This window comes from Ferdinandcohnia sp. GQ5 (genome assembly GCF_059759275.1).
In genome coordinates, this window is the sequence record NZ_JCAXEW010000026.1 from 51,858 (window position 1) to 76,685 (window position 24,828).

A 24,828-nucleotide genomic window follows, 5' to 3' on the forward strand; every position below is an offset into this window, starting at 1 on the left:
TTGTTATGCATGTGATATTCGTGGCATAGGAAGTGGTTCATTGCCCAATTCAGCCCAAATGTATTTCAATAACAGTTCCATTTTCAAAGTAGTGTAATCTGGATGATTCCAAAGATTGTTATATTCATTGGGGTCTTCTTGTAAATCAAATAACTCCCCATATGTTTGGTTATAGTAGACTGTAAGTTTATACCTCTCATCTACGTATGTTTTTTGATGAATAGTCGTTGGTTCATGACGAAATTCACAGATGATATGGTCACGAACACTACTTAGATTTCCTTTCCAAACTTCCTTTTGACTAACACCAGTCATTTCGCTAGGAATCTTTAAACCTGCAAAATCCATAAATGTAGGTGTGAGGTCTACCAATGATTGCAAAGCATTTGAAACAACTCCAGCTGGAATCTTCCCTGGATAGCGAACAATAAAAGGTACTTTAATCAAATCTTCGTAATGAAACCCGCCTTTATACTGGAGCCCATGCTGCCCAAAGAAATGACCATGATCGCTTGTAAAGACAATAATCGTATTGTCAGCGATATTTAGTTCATCAAGCTTATCAAGAATTTTTCCAATATATTTATCCATCATACTTATCATGCCGTAGTAGGTAGCTGTAAGCTTTTTATGGTTTTCTTCGTCAATGTCACGATGAGTATGGTAGCCATGAATTCCAAAGCCTGTCTCCATGTAAGAGCTGAAATCAGGGTTTAATTCTTGGGTCATTTGGAAATGTGGGGGATTTTGCTGATGCTCCCCTTCTTTTCCTGTCGGTATGGTCAATTGTTCCGGGTCATACATTGTATCCCACGGTTCTGGTACAAGGTATGGTGGGTGTGGATCAAAAAAGCTAGACCACAAGAAGAAATTCTCACCATTTTTTACGTAATCTTCTAGTAGAGCATTTGACCTCTCTGCTATCCACGTATCATAATGGTACTCTTCCGGAATATCCCATTTATACTTTATATTTGGGTCCATGTTACCTGTTGGTGAAAGAAAGTAGTCACGCCAATTTTCACATCCCTTTTCTTCCATCCATAAAGCATAATGTTGTCCTACAAGATGTTCATTCGTATGGTTTCGTGCTAGTTCAACATGTTCAAACCCATAAAATTCTTTATCAAAGCTCTTCCAATACTCCAAATCTGCTAATAGTGGATAGGATTCAACGGACTCGTATTCATCTGTTGTTTTGGTTGGTTGTAAATGAGCCTTCCCTATTAAAGCAGTACGATAATTGTTTTCCTGTAAGTATTCTCCAATTGTATGGCGGTCTTCTAATAATTTGGTTCCTAAAGTCCATGCACCATGCTGACTCGGATACATTCCTGTTATGATTGATGCTCGTGATGGCGTACAGGTTGGATTGGGACAATACGCTCGTTGAAACGTAATACCTTCCTTCACTAGACGATCTAGATTGGGGGTTTGAATTTCAGAATTAAAAGCTCCAATCGTGTCAAAATGCTGCTGATCACTCGTGATTAATAAGATATTTGGTTTCTTCACTGGTATCTCCTCGCATCCCATCAAAAACTCTCAGTCCAGCTCCAAGAACACCAGCATCACCCTTCGATTGACTTAAATGCAATCGGCTGACAGCTGCTTTCTGGTCTGGAATACAGTACTCCTCCATTTTCTCCTTGATTAATGGAAGCAAAAAAGGATTGTTATTAATAACTCCTCCCCCAAAGACAATTTTTTCGGGGTCTAATAAACAAGTTATGGCATAACAGCCATGTACAAGTGATTCAACTACTTTCGGAATTAAAGAGTGTGCAAATTCATCATCTTGCTGATACTTTTCGAAGACCTCTTTAGTTGTCATTGAATTGTTCGTTAATTTTTGAATCGCAGGGCCAGCTGCCGCTTGTTCCAGTCTTTCGATTCCATTGGCAGATTTCACAGGCAATAACCCCAGTTCACCAGCAAATCCCATTCCTCGAATAAAATCTCCGTTATGAATAATTGAAACCGCAATGCCAGTACTGATTGTAAAATATACAAAGGTCTCATGTGGATTTGCTCCATATTTTTGCCACTCTGCAAAGGCTGCCATATAAACATCGTTATCAATTACAACTTTATCTGCAGGAAAGGCTTCCTTGATCCGTTGAATAACCGGAAAACCTCTCCACGGCAAATTATTTTGAAAAACAGCAATACCTGATTCTCGATCTAAAATTCCTGGTACCCCTAACCCAATGCCTTCAAGTTGTTGCATGTTCAAATGCGATTCATCCAAAACATTGTTAATTACCTTCACTACTTGTTGAAACATTTTTTCTTTATCACTTGGGTCACTTGGTACCTCTGAACGAAACAGAATGTTTGCATCTTCATCAATGATTGCTGCGGCAATCTTCGTTCCTCCAATATCGACTCCTATTGATCGTTTCATGTATATATCACCTCACCACAATACTTAAATCTTAATTACAGTTAGATTAATAATTTATTAGACTGTATTTTCATTATACAATTGATGGGTTGTTGGGTCCAATTTTATTTTCGAATAATTCTGCTTAATATTATCATACCAATAATAATTAGATAATTTCTTCTGTCATCTTATGGAAAGTACAATCCACAACACTATAAATGAAATATGCAATTAAACTAAAAATGATCATTGTAGCCCCTGCAAAAAAGTAAATAATCGCTATACCTGCACTCAGAATTAGGAGTAATAAAATTGTATTAGGTAGGTTACGAATCGAGAGAATAAGTGAGTTTTTAATCGTCTGGATCCAAGTTACTTTGTATTGAACCATGACTGGGAATATATACAGAGTGATAAAGATAAATTGGATTAAGACCAGAAAGTAAACTGCAAATAACACATACTTCACATTTGAAGGAATTTGGTTTGTAAAATTAAAGTTAACTATAAAAAGAAAGGCGATAAATAACCAGATTAACTCGAGGACGATTCCCTGTTTTACATTTTCTTTAAAAAAACGGAAAAAGGAGGCGAATATTTTGATTTCGCCTTCTCTTTTCCACTTACGAATGACACCAAACATAGCTGCTGTTGCTGGGAAAATCGTGATAATGGGAATACACATAAGAATCCAAATTAAATTTAATAAGAAGGTATTCATGATAAAATCCATTGCCCTATATAATTTACTGTCGTATATTCCCATATCCTTTGTCTCCTTTTCTACATGTGGTAGGCATTATATTTAACCAACTAATTTATTCTTACCAGTACTTTTTCCAATCTTTTGCTAATCGAATGAGGGCTTCGAAATAATAATAATCTCCCCAAATACAGCTTTCATCGATTCCGCGGCCTCCCCCTTTATAATAGACAGCGTGTTTGAGAATTCCATTTGCTTCACTGTCAATTTCAGTTCGATAATTTTCATAAAGTGATTCAACCATCAATAACGCTGCATTTTCATATAACTTCTTATCTTCATCAGTTAGTGGTAAATACTTTGTTAATTCTAGTAATCCACAAACTGTTATAGCTGCAGCAGAACTATCTCTTTCTTCTTCACCATCAGTAAATATCAAATCCCAATAGCAAATGTAGTCTTTAGGGATTCTGTTTAAATAGTAGTTTGTGAGTTTTTTCGTTAGTTCAATTAAACTCCAATCATTTGTATAGGAGTAACTTAAAGGAAAACCATAAATACCCCATGCTTGGCCACGGGCCCAACAAGAATCATCTGAATATCCTTGTCTTGTATTTCCATACAACGGCTTACCAGTTTCTGGATCCATATAATAAGTGTGGAATGTTGATGCATCTTCCCTCACAATATATTTAGCTGCTTGTTTGACATGTGTTTCGGCAATCTGATGGTATTTTTTATCACCAGTAACTTCTGATGCCCAATAGAGTAATGGTAGATTCATATTGCAATCAATAATCATTCTGCCACGCTCTGCAGGGTCATTTAGATTTCCCCATGCTTGGATAATACCCGCTTTGTCGTAATACCTAGTGATTAATAGGTCAGCCGCTTTAATGGCTGTTTCTTTTGCCTTTTCATTCCCAGTTAATTGATATGCATTCACACATGACAGCGAATATAGAAATCCTAAATCATGATGATCAACTTCAATTCGCTTTTCTAATCGTTCTACAAAGCTATCAAGCTGTTTTTCTGCAACTTTTCGATATTTCTCATCACCAGTCCATTCATAAGCTAGCCAAAGCATTCCAGTCCAGAAGCTTGTCGTCCACTCTACGTTTTCGATTGGTTTATAGACCAGATTTTCACTATTTGAATCGGGAAAGAAATCAGTAAACTCATCTAAGCTTTGATCGATTTTTGCTAATACATGGTCAATTGCTTTTTCAACAAATGCTCTGTTTACGTTAGACTTCTGTTCAAATCTTTCTTTATTTAAAATTTTTTCCGTATGTACCTCATTTACACTTACAGTCATTGTTCTACCACCTTTTTCACATGATATAGTAAAAATGGATCGTTCATTTCATTTAACCAGTCACATAATTTCCCCTCTAGTTTCGATACGATTGGGTGTTTGACTGGCTCCCTAATTGCTTCTGGGTGTTGTTGAAATTTATCCTCCATTAACTTATAAAACAACCTTTTTTGTACATCTTCCGGAGAATATCCATTGTGAATCACATACAAATATTCTTTCGACCTTATTGCGCGCCATCCATAGGCGAGATTACTTACTCCTGCTTCTTGGAATTGCTCCAAGGCTTCTTTTCTTCCAGGATAGCAGCTAATATACGCATATTCTGGGCCTTCATTCGTTTGCTTAATGATAAAATCAGATAAATCTGTTCCCTCAACCGAATCTGGTGCTACCAAATTCATTAATGATAAAATCGTTGGCATAATGTCAACCGTATTTAACAACACTTCTGATTTTGCCTTTGGTATTTTATTAGGCCAGCGGATGATAAATGGTACTCCGATTGATTCTTCATACCATACATGCTTCGCCATTAGACCATGTGAACCCATCATCTCTCCATGGTCGGATGTGAGTACCACAATGGTATTTTCATTTAAGTTTTTTTCTTTTAATAATTCTAGAATTCTACCAAACTGCTCATCTATTCCAGTTATAGCAGCAAAATAATTAAGTTGATTTTCCTTTAACTTCTCTTCTCCGCCATCAACATGTTCTCCGGTATGAACCAATAGTGGATCACGAATCTCTACATTCTTACGAAACTTGAGATCCATTCCTTCATATACTTTTCGGTATTTATCCGGCACTTGGTCAAATGGGCTGTGTGGTGGATTCCACGAAATAAAGAGTGCAAAAGCTTTCTCTTGATCCCGTTTTTCAATAAACTCAATTGCTTTATCTGTTTCATGTTCAACGGACCATTGTTGGACTTTTATCTTTTCCGGACTATCCCCCCAGTAATGTGGAGATAAGTGGTCGTCCCAGGCACCGTATGAGTACCAATGCTGAAATCCATGACGCTTTGGACCAGGTGGGGTGTAAGCATCCCATCCTTTAGCACCTGAAGCAGGCTTATCAGTCACGTTTAGATCAGGTAAGTCCAGATGCCATTTTCCGATATAGCAGGTTTCGTAGCCTGAATCTGCTAAGACATCACTTATACAAGTTTCATCTGGTTGTAGCATGATATCCGCACCTACTTTACAGTTTGTAAATACTCCCGTATGAATAGGATATTTTCCTGTCAGTAAAGATGCTCTGTGAGGCGAGCACAATGGAGAAACAGTCAACGCATTTGAAAAAACTGTACCTTCTTTGGAAAAAGCATCTATATTTGGTGTGATTACTTGATCCTCCTCTTCATAACCCACCGCCTGTCTTCTCCATTGATCTGCAAAAATATACACAAGATTAGGTCTATTGTTGCTCTCCATCTAACTCACTCTCCATCATGTGGTTTTCATTTTTTCCATTAGTTTTGAACAAAATTGGATTGCTTTCCTTCACTTATCCCCCCACTTATTTAGTGGGGGGATGGGTGGCAAATACCGTGGGGACACGACTCGATCCACCACTGATTCATTTTTATTAACCTTTAATCCCTGATGATGCGATTCCTTTAACGAAATGGTCTTGTGCTAAGAAAAAGACAATAATTGTAGGGATAATCGCAGATACTGCAGCTCCCATCAATAAGGCATATTCAGTGTTATACTCAGTAATAAAATGCTGGATTCCTAATTGGATTGTGTATAGATGATCTGATGTAAGATAAATTAAAGGTCCAAGGAAGTCATTCCATGTATGCATAAAAGAAAAAATAACCAGTGATGCTATTGCCGGTTTTGAAAGTGGCAAAATAATCTTTAAGTAAATTCCAAATTCATTTAATCCGTCAATTCTTGCTGCCTCTAGTAATTCATCTGGGATTGATAAGAAAAATTGACGGAACAAGAATACTCCAAATGGATTAAAGGCTCCAAGTAAGATAAGCGATAGATGGTTATTAACAAGTCCTAATTCACTCATCAGCATGAATTGCGGAATCATCATTACTTGATAAGGGATCATCATGGTCGCAATATATAGGAAAAATAATTTATCTCGTTCTGGGAATCTCACTTTGGCAAATGCATATCCCGCCATCGAACTTGTTAACACGTTCAAAATTACAGTGATAACCGTTATTTTCAATGTATTTAAATAGTAAAGATGAAATGGAACCCTCGTCCACACTTCCACATAGTTACTCCAGTAAAACGTTTCTGGAATCCACTGAATTGGAATTCCAAATATTTCGGACTCTGCTTTGAATGATGAAGAGAGCATCCAAATAAAAGGAATAACCATTAATAGTGACAAGGTAATAACAAATAAATATTTTAAGAATGTACTAAATTTTATTTTCGGTAGTGGTTTTCTTTGATTTCTCTTCGATTCCACCTTTTTTGAATTCGTCACTAATTCCACGAATCGATTCTCCCCTCTTTGTCTAATATATGGCACGGTTTCATCTCTCTTATGAATTGAGGGATCTTCTTTGACCTAAATAATTTAAAGCCGTAAAAATTAGGATTAGTAAAAATAGGATATAGGCCATTGCAGAAGCGTATCCATATTCATACTCCTTAAATGCTGTGGTATATATATCGTACACAAGCACCTGAGTAGAACGACCTGGTCCTCCACCAGTTAACGCGTATACAAAGTCAAAGACTTTGAAGGAATTGATAATCGCAATAATAGAAGTAAAGAACATAATAGGTGATAACATCGGCATTGTTATTTTAAAGAATTTTGAAATGGAGCTCGCACCATCAATATCTGCTGCTTCATATACATCTTCTGGAATACCTTGTAAGCCTGCTAAAAATATAATCATGTAGTATCCAACAGAATGCCATATGTACACAATGGATACAGAAAAAAGAGCCCAGTCTGGAGAAGAAAACCATCCTGGTAGATTATCAAATCCAAGATTTGATAAGAACCCATTAACAGGTCCAGCTGTTGGATTGAAGATTAATTGCCAAACAGCAGCAACAGCAATGGTTGAAGTTACATACGGTAAAAATACAGCTGTACGGAACACTTTTACTAGTCGCATTCCTTTATTTAGTGCTACTGCAATTAAAAGTGATAAGAATAACGTTACTGGTACTGAAATGAGGGTAAACAAGATAGTATTTATCAATGAAATCTTAAAATCCGTGTCCTCAAACAATCTTAAGTAATTTTCTAATCCAATAAATTCAATTTTCCCGAACCCATTCCATGAAGTAAAACTCATAAAGAATGATGCGATGACAGGCAGGAAAATAAAAGCTAGAAAACCTAGAATGTTTGGTAGAAGAAACGAATAACCAATGAGGCGATTTCTCTTCTTAAATGACGTTTGATATTTGCTATTTTTACTCATTGTTTTTCTTCCCTTCTATGATATGAATGAGCACCGTATTGTGGCCCAATACAGTGCTCATCCCTACCATGGTTTGATGTCAACTAATATTACCTATTCTGCATACTTACTTGCCCATTCATCTTGAACACGTTTAGCAATATTATTGATAGTTTCCTCGACGGTTTGTTCTCCAATTAGAGCAAGTTCTCCTTCTTGTTTATAGATTTGCTGTACGACAATGTTTTTCACACCAGGTAACATTGGATATTCTGGATATTCGACTGTTTCTAAGAAATAGTGTCCATTTTTTGGCTTTAATTCGCCATCTCCTAGATAGATCGATTTAATATCTTCATCAACATAACCAGTCAGGTATCCATCACCAGCAAATATTTCAGCACCTTGTTTTCCAGTCATATAACTTAGAAATTTGAAGGCAGCATCTTTATTTTCAGACTTTGAATTCAGCATTAATGCAACTGGTAAGGCAAGTGTTGTATTTGCTTCTACACCTTCAGGGTGTGGCACAGGAACAACGTCCCAGTCAAAGGAAATTTTTCCTTCTTCTTCAGCTTGTCGGAGCTGTGCAACATGCCAGTCACCAATAATGTTCATTGCAACATTTCCTTTTTGGAACGCAGCATTGTAATGCGCTCCAGTAGAAACTTGCTCGGACCAACTCATGATGGAACCGTCTTTTTCCAAATCTATACGATATTGTAGGGAATCTGCAAAAATACTTAGATCTTTATCAATGATAGAAGCTCCAGTTTGTACCCCTTGCATATACCATAGTTGTGGCCAAGGTTGAATAAATGCCCCGTACGTTTTGTCAGCGCCGCTTCCGCTCGTCAATTTTTTAGCTACCTCACGGAATTCTGCCCACGTCATATCCTCACTTGGGTATTCAACTCCTGCTTGATCAAATAAATCTTTGTTGTAGAACATCATATTATTTGATTTACGATAAGGAAGACCTAAAACTCCCTCTTCATACTTCATCGCATCATACATAGAGGCAAAACCTGCAACATCTAAATCACTTTTTTCAATATAAGAATCAAGTGGTTCTATAATCCCAGTATCCATCATCGTATCGATTTGACCAGCAAATACGTCATAACCTATACCACTAGAAAGTTGCATTCTAATTTTTTCGTAGTACTGTTCTTGTGGGAACGTTTCAAACTCGACGTTGATATCTGGATTTTCTTCTTTAAACTTTTCGTATGCGCTTTCAAATGATGGTAGATCCGCAGGGAATACAGCTACTTTTAGTGATGTCTCACTTGAATTTTTTTTACTAGAGGAATCACTAGAAGTATCTCCATCACCAGATGTTGAATTTCCACCACATGCTGCTAGAACTAAGATAAGAGATAAGAAGATTAGAAAACTAAAAAGCTTTTTCAAAATATTTCCCCCTTTTTTAACTTAGATTTTTTTGTATAATTACTTTGTAAAGGCTTACCTTATTGTAACTTTTCGAACTTTTTTGTAAAAGGTGAAAGTTTCATTCCCCTTCTGCAATACTTTTAAGTAAAATAATGACTATAGGAGGGTAGAAATTGTTCTTTATTGCAATTTTGTTATTATCAATTTCAATTATGTTAATCTATCGAAATATTAAAAGTTACTCAACGATATTTCTTTTTGGATTAACTGTTGGCTATACCCTTTCATTTATTGGATTGGTGCTTTACCTAAGTAAGTTCAATATTTCCTATGAATTTGTTAATAAATTTTTTAATTTTACACCAGGTTCTTGGAACTCTCTTGTATTGCATAATTTTAATCCGGATTTTCTTTTGCGAATTTTGAATTTCGGAACAATCCTTTTTTATTTTTGTTTTCTATTTTTTGCTATCTCCTACACGACTAGTAGAAAAGGCAATCGAAAAATGATCCCAATCTACATTCTCTTAACTATGATTGCAGTGCTGCAGTATTTCTTTTATGACCCAAAGCTAAACCTTTCCATACAAGACACTGCGATTGAATATAACTTACAGGGACTTTACAAATCGTACATATATTATGGTGACCGCATTTTTCTCTTTTCAAATATCGGATATATTGTGATTGGAATCTTTCTATTCATTAGAAACTATTTTTTACATTCACACGTTCGATTCATCAAAAGATATACATTATTCAATTTGATTAGTTTAATTCTGCTAGCGAGTGTTTTTTTATCTATGTTTTCCTGGGCACCAGATATGTTGGTAAGAACGACTTTTAGCACTCAATATCCTAATTATTTACATCCAGACATTCATAAATTTTTGTTGGAATTACGGATTTTACCATTAATTGCTGTTCTAACTCTAGTATTCATGGCCTACACAGTATATAAGTATAATTCAATCGAAAATTATTATAGAAATTTGATACTTATAACTGATAGAAAAATTGATACTGCTTCCTTGGGTGTTCGTGCTTTTACTCATTCCATTAAAAATCATTTAGTTGCTATTCGGTCTGAAGCAGAGTTTTTGAGAGAGCGTGTAGGTGATGATGAAGAATCTCTGTATAGTTTGGACCTTATCTATGATTCATGTCAGCAGGCATTTAATAGAGTAGAAGATGCCGGAAATAAACTAAATCAGATCACCTTGAATTTTGAACCTATTGATTTGAACGTTCCTGTAAAAACCGCTCTTAAAAGGGTTAATCTAAAAAATTCAAACATTTCTTTGAAATACCACGCTGTTAAAGACTCAATAATTGTGCAAGGAGATCCGAAACATTTACAGGAATCTATCTACAATATTATTAAAAATGCACTGGAGGTTGTATCTTCGGAAACAGGCATTATTGAAGTTGAAGTTAAGGAAATTGGAGATTGGGGAGTGATAAAAATAAAAGATAATGGCACTGGTCTACAAACCGATGATTTTAATGAGATTTTCACTCCTTTTTATTCAACAAAATCGTCCTCAACAAATTGGGGAATTGGTCTTTCTTATTGTCATAAAATTGTAACCGGTCATGAAGGAAAAATAGAAATCGATAGTGTTCGAAATAAGGGCACCCAATTTAGTATCTATTTACCGCTTTTTCTTTAATAAAACAACTTCATTCGAAGGAGGTAGCTATGAAAAAAATACATATTCTTATAGCAGATGATATTGAAGCACATCGCAGACGTTTGGAGCGTATTATTTCTTCTGAAAACAACTTTGAATTAATGGGTTCTGTTGGAAGTGGTCAAGAAGCGGTCAGCATGTCTTTAGAAAAAAAACCTGATATCATTTTAATGGATATTGAGATGGAAGATTATATGGCAGGTATAAACGCTTCCTCAGAAATAAGTAGTAAATTACCAGATACAAAAATTATTATTCTAACTGTACATCAAGATAATAACCTCGTGTTTGCTGCATTTCAAACTGGAATAGTTGACTATGTTCTAAAGAATGCGGAGAAAGAGGAAATTATCGAAGCGATTAACTGTGCTATTACAAATACATCTCCAATAAGACCGGTAATTGCAAGCAAAATCCGTGAAGAATTTGCTAGAATTAAACAACTAGAGGCTAATTTTTCTTCTATTTTTAAAATTATCTCAACCCTTACTCCTTCTGAATTAATCGTCCTAAAATTACTTTGTAATAACTATACTAGGAAAGAGATAGCTAAAGTGCGCTGTGTCGAAATCGATACGATCAAAAAGCAAGTGAATAGTATATTAAAAAAGTTTGATAAGCGGAATACGAGAGAAGTAGTAAAATTATTAGGAGAACATGAAGTTATTGATATTATCAATAATATGTCATAAAAACATTTATTGGGTGGCTTCGATAGAAGCCACCCTTTTTCCATTATGACTTTACATTGTAAACTTCAAAACCATTGTCATTTTGCTCAGTGATTATAACTGTTTCTCCGCATAATTGAAAACCATCAACTAGTAAACTATCTGCTCCAGTCAATGAAAATACTAAAATATCTTTATTACCATTGATTATGATTTCAAAGGCTATTGCTTCCGAATCTTTCTTAATGGCTCCATTTAGATGTGAAACAGATCGTTTTCTAACCTTAACCTCTTTCTTCTTTGCTGTCGCTATCATAAGGAAAGGAGCAGCGAATGAATCTTTTTCTTTATATTGAACCAATGCAGAGGGTGCAGAGCAAATTTTATTATAATGTCTTGATAGCTTACCATCTTTGATAATCACATCATCTTTATCAGAAATATTCAAAGGGATGATCCGCAGATTAGCACCACTTTGATACATGGTTGCTAACTCCCCATACTCTGTCCATTTGACTGGAGTATGTTCTGGAAAATGGAAATGTTGCTCATAGCTATGGACACCGCTTGATTCAAAAATATCAAGGACGAACCAATATTCTGTTGGGCGATAAATAATTTTCCTAGTAACATGAACAGGCGATTTCAATCTCCAATATCCTGTGTGTCCAGCCTCGGCATATTGATATTTTTCTTCGATTCGGTAAAACTGGTTTACTGGCCGTGCTGCATTTTTCCATTCCCAGGTATTGATATATTCTGAAGCGGAGACACCATCAACGGTAATCGTATTATGCCTGTTTGCCTCTTTAAAGTACCTTCTTTCTTCAGTCTCACAATACGTATAACGACCACCGTCCATTAAAAATTCCCTTCCACCAGCCATCAATTCAATATGTAGGGTATCATCATGCCCATGGCCTTTATTGACTTGTCCCATTATTCCATGGTCAAAAAGAAGGTACTCATCTTCCTGTCCCCATCCATTTCGAAAAAGGGTTACTCCTGAATCTTTAAGGTTTGTAGATGCAAATGTGGGTTCTATCTGTTGCAAAGCTTGAAATTTATGTAATCCCTTTTCCCCAAAGTACCATAGCAGATCAAATATATACGGTTCTTCGGTAAACGCCCTTAAGTCTGTACGGTTTAATAATACTGCTCCTATTGCAAAAATTTCACGCAAGTCCGTATCATCACTGTCTCCAAGCATTGGTTGATGTCGATTTGGTTTCATGAGTTTGTAAGTTGCGGTATACATTCTATTAACAGCATCCGTGATAAAGCTCGGAGTTTTAATGTCGTTCTTTTGTAAAATTAAGCTTATTTCTACTAGACAATGAAGGACTTCATGATGATACATAGGAGATTGTTCTTTTTGATAACCATCATTGTATATTTGTAAGGGTATCATTTTCTCAATACGTTGAAGACTTTCGTCAATCCACTTCTTCTTTGTTTCCTCATCCATCAGGAAAGCAGTTTGTATAAGCCCATTTAATTCTAAAAATCCCCAATTACTTTGAAAATCAAAAGCGGTAAATGAACGATATAAAAACTCACCATGCTCCTTCAATTGTTGAAGAAATAGATAGCTGTCTGATTCAGTCCAAAGTGGTGATTGCTTGATATATTGAAAACCCTTTAACCAATTTGTCACGCGGATTCCGGCATCTATTTTTCGATATGTATATGGGCGAATGGTTTTATCTTTATTTGCTTCTATCCATTCATTAAAAATTCTTTTCCAGTGAATCACATATTCTTCATTCTCTTCTACTACATAGGCCATACCGATTTCTGCCAAATAACGTTGACGATTTAACATAAAGGCCCATTCCTCGTCCCCATTAAAACAATATGTCCAATCGATAGATTCTGGAAAAAAAACTTCCTCCTCACATCGTTCCATATCCCAAGGATGAGTAAAAATAAATGTATTTTTACACGCTAACTTTGCTCGATGAATTGTTTCTTCAGTTTCTTTTTTTGTAAACTTAAGAACCGCTTTCTTTAAAAAGTCTATCTCATCAACAAATATCCCCACATCTTCTCTCCCCTATTGATTTTCAATTTTTTGAATTAATTGAGTTAATTCTATTAAGGCCATCGACTCCAAGCGATGATCAACCTCACAGAATTCTAAATCCTTTGTTACTTGGTTCGGTATCACGACACAATACATTCCCGCACGTTTAGCTGCTAATGCACCATTTGCAGAGTCTTCAAAGACTAGACATTCCTCTGGTGTCACGCCTAAGCATTTTGCTGCCTCTAAATATAGGGTTGGATCTGGTTTTACCTTTTCAACATCATCAGAAGTACGGATGCATTCAAAATAATCGAATAAGCAAAGATTTTTCAAGTGATTTGATACCCATTCGTAAGTAGAGCTAGAGGCTAAACCGATTTTCAATCCTGCTTTTTTTGCAGCTGTAAGGTACTCCTCAACTCCTGGTAATGGACCTTCATCCTTCATTCGTTCATTGAATCGGTCCCTTCTCAACTTAGTTAATTCATCGTGGTCAACTTTCCTTCCAATTTGCTCTTCTAAAAATGAAAGGGCGTTGAATCCTGCTTGCGTTCCAATTACCTTTCCCCACACGGACATTGGTAGCTCGGAACCATGCTCTTGAAAGATTTCATTTAACACATTATATTCACTGGTTTCTGTATCATAAATTAAGCCATCAAAATCAAAAATAACTGCCTTTATCACTTCACCATCTCCTGTCTATCTAATCCACCTACTATTATAAAGAATTAATAAGCAATGTCCATTTTCTCTCTACCAGTTTTGTCACAAATTGTCCACATATATATCTTCACTTCAAGATTTTACATTTTACAATCGTCTAGAGTGATACTATAATTTTTAGTATACTTTATGTGGAATGAGGGAGACGATTGAACTCTAAATCAAATGAAAAGGTACTGGAAACATATTTATTTATCGCATTTGCTGCAGCATTAATTTCCACGCTTGGCAGCCTTTATTTTTCAGAAGTACAGAAATTTGCACCATGTGAATTTTGCTGGTACCAACGTATCTTTATGTATCCACTCGTAATTATTTTAGGAATCGCTATTTTTAAAAAGAACTATTCCATTGCACTCTATACCTTTATCCTGTCATTAATCGGTGGTTCGATTTCAATCTATCATTATCTCGTACAAAAGATTCCAGCGGTTGGTGAGAACTCACTCGCATGTGGTGTTGTACCATGTACAGGCCAATACATTAACTGGTTTGGTTTTGTAACTATACCTTTTTTAGCATTAATAGGTTTTACAATTATTGCAATAACTAGTTTTATTACACTAAAAAAATTGAAAGAAGGGAAATAAATCTTGAAAAAAGTTATTATTTTTACAGTTATTATTGTTGCTATTTTCGGAGCATTAGCTTTTGTAACAACTACTCAAAACAAACAACAATCGGAAGGTAATCCTTATGGGAAAGATAAGCTAGATCCTGCTACTGTTAAACAGCTCGATGATCCAAACTACGGAAATCAAATTTTACCTGACGAATTAGAAACAAAATTAGAAAATGGTGAAACCATGACTGTTTATTTTTACAGTCCAACATGTCCACATTGTCAGGAAACAACTCCAGTCATCATTCCAATGGTAGATGAAATGGGACTTGATTTAAAGAAATACAATCTTCTTGAGTTTGAGGAAGGTTGGAATAAATACGGAATTGAGTATACCCCTACATTAATTCACTTTGAAAATGGTGAAGAAGTATCACGTCTTGTTGGGTATCATCCAGATCATAACGAATTTAAAACTTTCTTTGAAGGTGCAATGGCAACTTCAAAATAAAAGAAAATCCCTACTCTATGAGCAGGGATTTTTTTATCCTTGTCTAGCTTCAAGCACCATCTGTCAGCGCTCATCTTATCCTTGTCGCACTTGCCAGGACTGCTAGGATTCCAGCGTTAGGCACATGGCGTGCCTGTTTTTAGCTGGAATTGAGTGCCTTGCGCTTTTCGACTAAAGGCTACGCTACCTTTATGTATTAAGCTAGATATTTATTGGCTGGTTTTGAATATTTACTTAATACGTCTGGATTATTCACACATTGAAACTCTTCGATAGTGAATGGAAACAAATAGCCGTAATCATTTAAGATTTGCACATTTTTGGCAAAGATTTCCCCGTGATATTCTTGGTAGCCTTCTTCCCGAATTGTTTCCAAAACAGCAATAATCGCTTGAAGGCTTGACATGACTTTAAAAGCCTTATCCAATGTTCGATTATAGTATACGTCTTCCTCTTTTGGTGCTAACACATTCCACTTTTCAAGTTTCGTAATATACTCATCTTCAAAATAGGTTGGAAAGATTGAAGAATACATATAATCGACTAGCTCCGTAATATGATGTTCCTGCTCAGGAGTTGATGCTACTACAATTTTCAATGTAAAACCCACCCTTGTATCTCCATAGTAATAAGAATAGAATAACACAGGATTCTTTGTTTTTGGTACGGTAAGTCTTTCCTCCATAACCACCTTTCTCTTACATTTATTACGTGGATTGGATATACTTTTAAAAGACAGAAAACAGATAAAATCTAAAGGATGGTTACATGTTAACAAAACGATTTGGAGAATGGTTCGAAGTTACTGTTCCGAGTAATTGGGAAGGTATCACCATTGAAGACGTTCTTAAGACTGAATGGACAATGCCGAAGCAAATGCTTCATCAGTTTCGTATGGAAAAGGGGACGAGACTTAACGGGGAAACCAAGAATTTAAACGCGTTGCTTAAACAAAATGATAAACTTCAAGTTCGTCTTTTCCCTGAAGAGGAATATGGAGTGTCACCAGAATATATAGCTGACTTACACGTTTTATATGAGGATGACCATCTCCTAATTGCAAATAAACCAGCAGGAATGGATACACACCCAAATGTGGAAGGTCAACTAGGTACACTTGCTAACGCGATTGCCTACCATTTCCAAGCGAACGGAGTGCACACAAAGATTCGTCATATTCATCGCCTTGACCGTGACACAACAGGAGCTGTAATTTTTGCGAAGCATAAATTAGCTTCATCAATTTTAGACCGCAGATTGGAAAAACGTGAAATTAAGCGGACTTATATAGCTTTAGTGCATGGAATAATCAAACAAAAAAAAGGAACGATAGATGCCTCGATTGGTCGGGATCGACATCATCCGACTCGTAGAAGAGTATCTCCGACAGGACAAAAGGCGATTACAAAATTTAATGTCATTCAAACAATCGACAATAAAAAAATGACATTGGTGGAGCTTGAACTGTTAACAGGTCGTACTCATCAAATACGCGTTCATATGAGCCATCTAGGGTACCCACTTGTGGGAGATACCTTGTATGGTGGACAACCAATTGTTCCAAGACAAGCACTGCACGCTGCCAAAATTAGCTTGCTGCACCCTCTTACAAACGAGAAAATTATGTGTAAGGCACCTTTTCTGGATAACTCGCTTATTTTTTCATAATGCATCCATCCAATTTTCCACATATTGGGTATTGGATACATGCAGGAATTTCTTTTTTCCTGTATAATATTGGACACAAAGTGAATAAGGAAAGGAGTTTGCCATTGCAGGACTTACTTATTTACCTCATATTAGGTCTTTGTGTTGGAGTAATGTCGGGCTTTTTTGGTATCGGCGGTGGCTTTATTCTTACACCAACATTAATTCTAATGGGATTTTCTCCGGTTATAGCAATCGCAACAAGCCTTTTATATACAGTTGCAACATCACTTTCTGGTGTTTTTGCACATTTTCGCCTAAAAAATATTAAATGGGAAACATCGATTATGATTGGGATAAGTGGAATTATTGCCACTCAACTTGCTCACCCATTTGTATTATTACTTGGAAAGCATCAGTTGGAAAATACTATAATTCCATTGATGTATATTGCACTTATTTTATATTTTTCAATTTCAATACTTGTGAGTAATTCGTCAAGTAAAGTGCAAACCATTCATAATACCAAATATTCATATGTGAAGATTGTGTTAATTGGTTTATTCGCAGGTTTTATTTCAACTGTATTAGGTGTAGGTGGAGGATTTATTATAGTTCCTTTATTGATTGGAGTTCTCGCCTTTCAACCAAAGTATGCGGTTGGTACAAGCTTGCTAAGTGTATTTATGATTGTAATAGCAGGTTTTACCACATATGCATCTACAGTTGAACTTGATTTTGGTGTTATCGGGAGTCTTATCGTTGGGGCATTAATTGGTGGTCAGCTTGGTGCAAGAGTTACAAATGTGTATGAGGATAAGCAGGTTCGTCACTTCTTAGCTGGTTTGTATATTGCTACCGGGTTGAGCTTATTACTAAAGTTGTTTCAAATGGACCTTCTTGGATTACTAATACTGTTCTCCTATTGCCTCTATATGCTTTTACATTTTTTACTTCATACTCTTAAGGTACGTCTTAAGGAAAAGGAAGTTAGTTAAAACAACATCCCTATATATCTAGTGGATGTTGTTTTTGTTTTTTACATGCAAAAAATAGGTAAGAACCTTTTTTTCAACATCTCCATGTTCGTCCATTTCAAATTAGCTGTATTACCATACGATGTAGTATCTCTTTAAATAAGGAGGTGCTATATATGAGCAGTGGATACGGAAGCAGCTTTGCGTTAATCGTAGTTCTATTTATCCTATTAATCATTGTGGGTGTCTCTTATGTTAGATATTAATCTATAAGTTTTAAGCGAATCCACCACGTGTATCCCTATTATATCTCCTCATTAAGTGGTTTCAGAGGCAAAGACCTTTGGAACCCTATTTTATTAATACCTATTCAACCAGTTGATGACATCCATAAACACTTCTTCTTTATTTAATTCATTCAAAATTTCATGTCTACTATCTTCATAGAGTTTCACGGTTACATCCTCGATGCCTAATTTTATATACATATCTGCAGCTTGGAGAATTCCCTTTGAAAAATTACCAACCGGATCTTTATCACCTGCTAAAAAGTACATCGGTAAGTCTTTAGGTATATTAATATTTGCACTATGTTTATTTACTTTTGCTACCCCACTAACGAGATCATAAAAGAAGCCTGCTGTGAAAATTCCACCACAGAGTGGGTCTTCTATATACTTATTTACCTCACTATCGTCTCTAGTTAGCCAATCAAACTCAGTTCGAGTCGGTGTAAAAGCTTTATTATAACTACCGAACGTAAGCTTGTTCATAAGGGAACTACTTGTTCTCTTTCCTTTTCGTTTCATTTCAAGCTTTGCGATGCCAATTCCAACCTGCCCAATAAGTCCGGGATTGCCTCCTGTACCCGATAGAATAACACCAGCTAATTGGTCACCATACGTTTGTATGTATCTCCGAGACAAGAATGAGCCCATACTATGTCCGAATAAAAAAAGGGGTTTGTTCGGATAATCCTTTTTAATGATATTTGTTAGGTGGAGCATGTCTTCAACGACTAGATCAAATCCATTTTCCTCTGCAAAAAAGCCCATCAGGCTTGCGTTTTTTCCCGTTTTTCCGTGGCCCCGATGGTCGTTTCCGTAGACGACATATCCTTCTTGAATTAACGCTTTTGCAAATATATCATAACGCTCAATATGCTCAGCCATCCCATGAGCAATTTGGATAACGCCTTTTGGCGATATATTACCTTCAGTTTCCCATTTTTTATAGAATATCGTGATACCATCATTCGTTAAAAATGTAAAATCCGTACATTTCATCTATATAGCCTCCTTTTATATCTATTATATGAAATGAATTAGGCAAATAGATATAGATTTGGTAACAACCGCCTATTTTCATTTACTAGAGGGTTCGGTAAAATGAAGTCATAAACAACAAATGCTGTGATGTTAGTTTCCTAGTATTGTTTCAACCGAATACTAAAATCTTGGGAGTTTAAGAGACTAACCTGCAACACCATGCCATTTCCTTTTGTGGAAGGTGACGCAAGTTATGCAAACACCCACCTGTCCGAGTGCAGGTTGAGAAACAATATGGGGACGGCATTTGTGGCATTCCCTTTGTGATAAAGCTGATTCCGTTCGTGCGGAATCAGCTTTTTGTTTCCCTTATATATCTCTTTCTTGTTTCCATTTTTTGTGCATATAATAGAAGGGGTAGATGAGAAAAATGATGAGGGGATGAAAATATGAGTCTTTTTACAGTGAAGGGTACATGGACTGGGAATAGAAACGGGGAAGGAACGATTACCACCGATGGACTTCATACAGTGGTTTCCGCACCAAAACAACTCGACGGTCCGGGTAAAGGAGCAAATCCTGAAGAATTACTAATTGCAGCAGCTACAAATTGTTATATGCTTACTCTTGCTGCTATTTTGTCTAATCGTAATATTGAATACACTCATCTCGATGTTGAAACAGAAGGGACAGTCGGAAAGAATGGAAAACGCTTAGTCTTTGAAAAGATTGTCCATAAACTAGTTATTTATGTGAAACAAGCTGACGAAGAATTACAAGAAAAATTAATTCAACTTGCACACCGTGCAGAGACAGCCTGCTTTATTTCACAAACACTGAAAGGAAATGTTGAGGTATCCGTTGAACCTGTTGTTAAAGTTATTGATTAGCTAGTTCGTTACACCCCTTAGTAAGGATACTGCTAATTGGTGGCAAACCAAAAAAGGGGTGTTTATTTCTGAATTATGTAGTGGCAGTATTTTGAGAATATCAGTAGTAAATCATGATTATTGACAGTAATTCATCAAATTTTAAAAAAGGCAGTGCGCTCACACTACCTTTCCCATTCCGATTATCCAACTTCGGACACCAAAGTACTGATTTTCCCCTCGTTTGTCCGAAGATACTACACCTTCGGTCACCTCAGCTCATTTTTCATCTTTGCTTGTCCGAAGATACTACAACTTCGGACACACCAATGCTGACTTTACCTTTGCTTGTCCGATGATATTACAACTACGGACACACCAATGCTGATTTTCCACTTGCTTGTCCGAAGATATTACAACTTCGGACACACCAGTGCTGATTTTCACCCTTGCTTGTCCGAAGATACTACAACTTCGGACACACCAGTGCTGATTTTCCCTTGCTTGTCCGAAGTTACCACAACTTCGGACACCTCAGCTCATTTTTCACCTATGCTTGTCCGAAGATACTACAACTTCGCACACACCTGCTCATTTTTCACCTTTGCTTGTCCGAAGATACTACAACTTTGGACACACCTGCTCATTTTTCACCTTTGTTTGTCCGAAGATACCACAACTTCGGACAGAGCAATGCTGATTTTCCCCTTGCTTGTCCGAAGATATTACAACTTCAGACACCTCAGCTCATTTTTCACCTATGCTTGTCCAAAGATACTACAACTTCGGACACACCAGTGATGCTTTTCCCCTCGCTTGTCCGAAGATTTCACAACTTCGGACAGAGCAATGCTGATTTTCCCTTGCTTGTCCGAAGATACCACAACTTCGGACACACCTGCTCATTTTTCACCTATTTTTGTCCGAAGATACCACAACTTCGGACACACCTGCTCATTTTTCATTATTGCTTGTCTTATCCTCTTTGAGCTTGATATACCTTTAAGTTTGAATAGATGATCTCTAATAATGGAGTTTCGATGCCTTTTTCCTGGGCAATTTTATATAAATAACCTTGTAATTGATCAGCCTCTACGTCAAAACCTTTTTCCATATCACGCTGCATCGATGATTTCATATCATAACTCAATAAATTCGTTGTTTTTAAATGTTCTTCCTCTATGTCCTGATCAATAGGTGCACCAATTGATCTCATCACAGAACCGATTTCTTTGTATAGGTTTAGAATAAGCTTTTGACCATTCTGTTCTTCTCGAATTGGACCAATTGCTGATCTCATTAACGTTGTAATGCCTGAAAAACCTGTGATAAACATATATTTATGCCACATCTCTCGATCAATATTATCGCTTAATTGAATCGTTGTTTTCGTTCCAGACATGACTTCTGCCAGAATTTCAATACGTTTCGTTCTTTCTCCTGAAAACTCACCGAATAAAGCACGATGACCTGGGCTTGTCTGAATGATTTTCCCCTCGGAATCCAAAGTTGATTCTATGAAGCATAGACCACCAATTACATTTCGGGTATTAAACCTGGATTTAATGACATCCACATGACTGTAACCATTCAAGAGCGGAAGAATCATTGTATCCTTGCCCACATATGGCTCAATATTTTCTAAGGCACCTTCAAGGTGATATTGTTTTGTTGAAAGAATGATAACATCGAATGGACCTGCCTCATCACCCGATTTAATTGTTTTCGGTTGAAGTGTCACATTTCCATGGATGCTTTCAATTTGAAGCCCATGTTTTTGGATTTGTTTTTGTCTATTTTCACGAACCAGGAAAGTAATGTCTTCCCCCTTTTCCAATAAGCGTCCTCCAAAGTAGCCACCAATTGCCCCAGCTCCTACAACTAGTATTCTCAAATTCTGCAACCCCTTTCATTATGACTGTATTATATTATAACAAAAAAAGACCAGATAAGTACTGGTCTCTTAATCTCTCATTTTTTAGTTAGATACATAATTTGCTGCGGAACGAACTTCGATAGTAAGTGAACCGCCTTTTACAGCCGATTTCAATACCACTGGATATGGACGATTATTTGAAAACTTAAAGTCTAAATACGGATACGCAACTGTCGCGTCATGCCCAACTGGAACATAACCAACTGGTTTTGAGTGGTGATGGACCTCAATCATTTCAAGTCCCGCCTTTGCAACCGCATTATATAGAGTACTAGAAGTTTGACATACTCCTCCCCCATATCCAGGAACAAATTCCTTGTTCACGATTACGGTCGCAAGCGCATAGCCATTTTCTTTTGAGGCATTTCCAACTACTGTATTGAAATAGAAACGGTCCCCAGGTCCCAATACTATATCATTAATTTGATCTGCAGACTTTTTGATATTAAAGCTTCTTCCTTCTACAGAAGCATCAAAATACGTTGTGAAGCTTCCAAGCACAACTTCATTAATACCTTGGACTTGATCTTGTGTAACATTTGGATTTGTTTCTTCAATCGGAAGTATAACTTGCTTATTAAAAATCGAATTATCTAGTAATCTAGTGACAAGCTCATCTTCCTTTAATATCATTTGGCTTTGACCTTGTTGTAATTCTCCAGAAGTACTAAGTTTTGCAGGTATCATTGGTCGATCAATCGTTGCTGCTAAATCACTTGCTATTTGTATTGCTTTTGCTTTTAATTCTTCTTCATTTTGATATTCATCCATGTTCAGAACTTCAATGACACTGTTATCTCGAGGATCGATGATAGAAACTTCCCGTACATCAACGCCTTGCTTTGTCTCAATTACTTCAACAGGCGCTACCTGATGAAGCTCTACAGTCACTGGTTCTTTTTCGATGAGACTGCACCCACTCATTAATAGTACACCTAATAATAATGGCAAAGTTGTTTTCTTCAAATTACTCTCTCCCATAGTTTAATTGTCTTTCTTTTCTTTGGACAATGTTACAAATATTAAGAATGGCTAACAAAAGAACTTACAATGGAATCTTATTAATGAAAAATGAATATATTCCAATTTACTGTAAGTATTTAAATTCCTTCTCGTACTAGGGATATAGACTGAGATGTTTGATAGATGGAAGTGAATGTAGTGGTAAGAATAGTAGTTTAGCAGTAGAAGAAAATAACCTTTTTCACCTCATTAGACGTTGAATAGCTTGTATTTGTTACTAACTTTTGAAATATTTGTCATATTTTTATTATACGTTCTTTCTAAAGAACAAATCAACTAAAAAAACTGCAATCAGAGACATTTGATTGCAGTTTTTTCTTTATATGAGAATCACAAAAATAAGCCAACTTTTATTCTTGAGATAGTTCCTTTGATTTTCGAGTACAGCTTTCCATCGCTGCGATAATAGCCGCGCGAAAACCCCTTTCTTCAAGGGTTGCAATCGCTTGAATCGTTGAGCCACCCGGTGTGCACACATCGTCTTTTAGTTCGCCAGGATGTTTTTCGGTTTCCAATACCATTTTTGCTGCGCCAAGTATTGCTTGTGATGCAAGTTTATAAGCTTGTTTTCTAGGAATTCCTTGCATAACCGCTCCATCTGCTAAAGCTTCAATAAACAAATAAGCATAGGCTGGTGATGATCCACTTACTGCAGGAATGGCATCCATAAGGCGTTCTTCGATAACCTCAGTTTTTCCAAAACCAGCAAATAGTTGGGTGATTTCTGATAAATCTTCAGTCGTCACATATGCGTTTACGCAAAGTGCACTCATTCCTTCGCCAACTAATGAAGGTGTATTAGGCATGGAGCGAACTGCCTTTATAGGTTTTTTAAATTGGTTTTCGATAAAATCAAGCGTTATCCCAGCTGCAATTGTAATGATGATCGCCTCTTCTTTTACGACCTCTTTAACTTCATTAATTACCTCAGCATATAAATCTGGTTTTACGGCCAGAAATAAATAATCAGCATGTGCAGCTACTTCTATATTTTTCAATGAAGTTCCGACCTCGTATGTTTTCTTTACGAATTGCAATGTTTTTTCAGTTTTTGCACTCACAATAATTTGTTGTGGAGTGACCACTTCAGAAGCGATGATCCCTTGTATCATAGCTTGGGCCATTTTTCCACATCCAATAAAACCAATTTGTTTGTCCATGTTGTACCTCCTCTATCCTCTACTTTTTCCATTATAGAGAAGTTCTAAGAATAAAAAAACTTAGATGACCCGTGCATAGAATTGGAAAGAGCGGTTAAGATAATCCAAAAAAAGAGGTGAAAAAGATGTATCGATTTGAAAGACTCCTTGATACCGTCTTTGGGTATACAGGCTGGCATGACCTTACAAATACAATGATTCACAGTGAACAAGAACTCGGATCATTATATGAAGACGAAGAAGATGATCCGGTCATGTAATAAAGGCTCCTGGAATGCTTCACTGAGTTCGGTCTGAGTTGAATAGTTCAATTTATCATGATAAGTTGCTCATGATTTCTAATGTCAATTAACAATAAAAAAAGCTACTGAGAGATAAAAATCGGAAAAGCTTCGGACATGCATTGGGAAATATGAGCAGGTTGTGTCCGAAGTTGGGGAATCTTCGGACAAGCATAGGTGAAAAATGAGCTGGGGTGTCCGAAGTTGTAGTGTCTTCGGACATGCAAACGTAAAAACAGCAATGCTGTGTCCGAAGTTGT

At 36.5% G+C, this 24,828-nt stretch carries 24 protein-coding genes and 1 other RNA gene; 10 read left to right on the forward strand and 15 right to left on the reverse strand.

All coding sequences use genetic code 11. From position 1 onward, the window contains the following. Window positions 1–3: 3 nt before the first annotated feature. The 8 genes from AC6CHV_RS23680 to AC6CHV_RS23715 form a co-directional block, all read right to left on the reverse strand. Window positions 4–1,536, reverse strand: a complete 1,533-nt coding sequence (locus tag AC6CHV_RS23680) for a sulfatase family protein (RefSeq protein ID WP_440274499.1) — start codon at window positions 1,534–1,536, stop codon at window positions 4–6. Beyond that, entirely contained in the window at window positions 1,481–2,407 is a 927-nt protein-coding gene (locus AC6CHV_RS23685) for an ROK family protein (RefSeq protein WP_498079784.1), read from the reverse strand. The genes AC6CHV_RS23680 and AC6CHV_RS23685 overlap by 56 nt, the downstream gene beginning before the upstream one ends. Before the next feature lie 148 nt (window positions 2,408–2,555). Next, the gene (locus AC6CHV_RS23690) at window positions 2,556–3,155 is read right to left on the reverse strand and encodes a DUF624 domain-containing protein (RefSeq protein WP_498079785.1); all 600 of its coding nucleotides are present in this window, start codon (window positions 3,153–3,155) and stop codon (window positions 2,556–2,558) included. Between the two features lie 58 nt (window positions 3,156–3,213). Then, complete coding sequence (locus tag AC6CHV_RS23695; RefSeq protein WP_498079786.1) at window positions 3,214–4,413, reverse strand: glycoside hydrolase family 88 protein; 1,200 nt, start codon at window positions 4,411–4,413, stop codon at window positions 3,214–3,216. Further along, the gene (locus AC6CHV_RS23700) at window positions 4,410–5,852 is read right to left on the reverse strand and encodes a sulfatase-like hydrolase/transferase (protein ID WP_498079787.1); all 1,443 of its coding nucleotides are present in this window, start codon (window positions 5,850–5,852) and stop codon (window positions 4,410–4,412) included. The genes AC6CHV_RS23695 and AC6CHV_RS23700 overlap by 4 nt, the downstream gene beginning before the upstream one ends. 154 nt (window positions 5,853–6,006) lie before the next feature. Next, window positions 6,007–6,888: a carbohydrate ABC transporter permease gene (locus tag AC6CHV_RS23705; protein ID WP_440273295.1), complete on the reverse strand. Its 882-nt coding sequence runs from the start codon at window positions 6,886–6,888 to the stop codon at window positions 6,007–6,009. A gap of 49 nt (window positions 6,889–6,937) precedes the next feature. Next, window positions 6,938–7,837 carry a carbohydrate ABC transporter permease gene (locus AC6CHV_RS23710; protein ID WP_341332581.1) on the reverse strand — a complete coding sequence of 300 codons (900 nt, stop codon included), beginning with the start codon at window positions 7,835–7,837 and terminating at the stop codon, window positions 6,938–6,940. Between the two features lie 93 nt (window positions 7,838–7,930). Further along, a complete protein-coding gene (locus AC6CHV_RS23715) occupies window positions 7,931–9,232 on the reverse strand; it encodes an extracellular solute-binding protein (protein WP_498079788.1) in 1,302 nt (433 codons plus the stop codon). Window positions 9,233–9,387: 155 nt separating this feature from the next. On the opposite strand from AC6CHV_RS23715, the gene AC6CHV_RS23720 reads away from it, so the two are divergent. After that, entirely contained in the window at window positions 9,388–10,887 is a 1,500-nt protein-coding gene (locus tag AC6CHV_RS23720; RefSeq protein ID WP_341332583.1) for an ATP-binding protein, read from the forward strand. 29 nt (window positions 10,888–10,916) lie between these two features. Then, window positions 10,917–11,600, forward strand: coding sequence for a response regulator (locus AC6CHV_RS23725; RefSeq protein WP_341332584.1), 684 nt, complete (start codon window positions 10,917–10,919; stop codon window positions 11,598–11,600). A 43-nt stretch (window positions 11,601–11,643) separates the two neighbouring features. Here the strand turns inward: AC6CHV_RS23725 and AC6CHV_RS23730 are convergent, their stop codons facing one another. Next, a complete protein-coding gene (locus AC6CHV_RS23730) occupies window positions 11,644–13,623 on the reverse strand; it encodes an alginate lyase family protein (RefSeq protein WP_341332585.1) in 1,980 nt (659 codons plus the stop codon). Window positions 13,624–13,635: 12 nt separating this feature from the next. After that, a complete protein-coding gene (locus AC6CHV_RS23735) occupies window positions 13,636–14,295 on the reverse strand; it encodes an HAD family hydrolase (RefSeq protein ID WP_341332586.1) in 660 nt (219 codons plus the stop codon). Window positions 14,296–14,483: 188 nt separating this feature from the next. On the opposite strand from AC6CHV_RS23735, the gene AC6CHV_RS23740 reads away from it, so the two are divergent. Then, window positions 14,484–14,924: a disulfide oxidoreductase gene (locus AC6CHV_RS23740; RefSeq protein WP_498079789.1), complete on the forward strand. Its 441-nt coding sequence runs from the start codon at window positions 14,484–14,486 to the stop codon at window positions 14,922–14,924. Between the two features lie 3 nt (window positions 14,925–14,927). Further along, on the forward strand, window positions 14,928–15,407 hold the full coding sequence (locus AC6CHV_RS23745; RefSeq protein ID WP_121449459.1) for a DUF6568 family protein: 480 nt from the start codon (window positions 14,928–14,930) through the stop codon (window positions 15,405–15,407). A gap of 196 nt (window positions 15,408–15,603) precedes the next feature. Here AC6CHV_RS23745 and AC6CHV_RS23750 read toward each other — a convergent pair whose 3' ends face one another. Beyond that, the gene (locus AC6CHV_RS23750) at window positions 15,604–16,005 is read right to left on the reverse strand and encodes a DUF5365 family protein (RefSeq protein WP_498079790.1); all 402 of its coding nucleotides are present in this window, start codon (window positions 16,003–16,005) and stop codon (window positions 15,604–15,606) included. A gap of 170 nt (window positions 16,006–16,175) precedes the next feature. Between AC6CHV_RS23750 and AC6CHV_RS23755 the strand changes: the two genes are divergently transcribed. The 3 genes from AC6CHV_RS23755 to AC6CHV_RS23765 all read left to right on the forward strand — a co-directional run bounded on the left by AC6CHV_RS23755 (window position 16,176) and on the right by AC6CHV_RS23765 (window position 18,297). Next, complete coding sequence (locus AC6CHV_RS23755; RefSeq protein ID WP_440273296.1) at window positions 16,176–17,075, forward strand: RluA family pseudouridine synthase; 900 nt, start codon at window positions 16,176–16,178, stop codon at window positions 17,073–17,075. A 104-nt stretch (window positions 17,076–17,179) separates the two neighbouring features. Next, window positions 17,180–18,052, forward strand: coding sequence for a sulfite exporter TauE/SafE family protein (locus tag AC6CHV_RS23760; protein ID WP_341332589.1), 873 nt, complete (start codon window positions 17,180–17,182; stop codon window positions 18,050–18,052). A 155-nt stretch (window positions 18,053–18,207) separates the two neighbouring features. Then, on the forward strand, window positions 18,208–18,297 hold the full coding sequence (locus tag AC6CHV_RS23765) for a YjcZ family sporulation protein (protein ID WP_121449455.1): 90 nt from the start codon (window positions 18,208–18,210) through the stop codon (window positions 18,295–18,297). Window positions 18,298–18,390: 93 nt separating this feature from the next. Here the strand turns inward: AC6CHV_RS23765 and AC6CHV_RS23770 are convergent, their stop codons facing one another. Continuing rightward, window positions 18,391–19,317: an alpha/beta fold hydrolase gene (locus AC6CHV_RS23770; RefSeq protein ID WP_498079791.1), complete on the reverse strand. Its 927-nt coding sequence runs from the start codon at window positions 19,315–19,317 to the stop codon at window positions 18,391–18,393. A gap of 118 nt (window positions 19,318–19,435) precedes the next feature. On the opposite strand from AC6CHV_RS23770, the gene ssrS reads away from it, so the two are divergent. Both ssrS and AC6CHV_RS23780 read left to right on the forward strand, forming a co-directional pair. Then, window positions 19,436–19,619: non-coding RNA, 6S RNA (gene ssrS, locus AC6CHV_RS23775), on the forward strand. A gap of 129 nt (window positions 19,620–19,748) precedes the next feature. Beyond that, the gene (locus AC6CHV_RS23780) at window positions 19,749–20,189 is read left to right on the forward strand and encodes an OsmC family protein (protein WP_498079792.1); all 441 of its coding nucleotides are present in this window, start codon (window positions 19,749–19,751) and stop codon (window positions 20,187–20,189) included. A gap of 955 nt (window positions 20,190–21,144) precedes the next feature. On the opposite strand, the gene AC6CHV_RS23785 is transcribed toward AC6CHV_RS23780, so the two are convergent. From AC6CHV_RS23785 to proC, 3 genes are all read right to left on the reverse strand, one after another. Then, window positions 21,145–22,062 (reverse strand): 2-dehydropantoate 2-reductase, encoded by a 918-nt coding sequence (locus AC6CHV_RS23785; RefSeq protein ID WP_498079793.1) that lies wholly within the window; start codon window positions 22,060–22,062, stop codon window positions 21,145–21,147. A gap of 84 nt (window positions 22,063–22,146) precedes the next feature. Further along, window positions 22,147–23,070, reverse strand: coding sequence for a VanW family protein (locus AC6CHV_RS23790; RefSeq protein WP_341332593.1), 924 nt, complete (start codon window positions 23,068–23,070; stop codon window positions 22,147–22,149). A gap of 407 nt (window positions 23,071–23,477) precedes the next feature. Next, window positions 23,478–24,287, reverse strand: coding sequence for a pyrroline-5-carboxylate reductase (gene proC, locus AC6CHV_RS23795; RefSeq protein WP_498079794.1), 810 nt, complete (start codon window positions 24,285–24,287; stop codon window positions 23,478–23,480). A gap of 125 nt (window positions 24,288–24,412) precedes the next feature. On the opposite strand from proC, the gene AC6CHV_RS23800 reads away from it, so the two are divergent. Next, window positions 24,413–24,547, forward strand: a complete 135-nt coding sequence (locus AC6CHV_RS23800; protein WP_341332595.1) for a hypothetical protein — start codon at window positions 24,413–24,415, stop codon at window positions 24,545–24,547. Window positions 24,548–24,828: the final 281 nt, after the last annotated feature.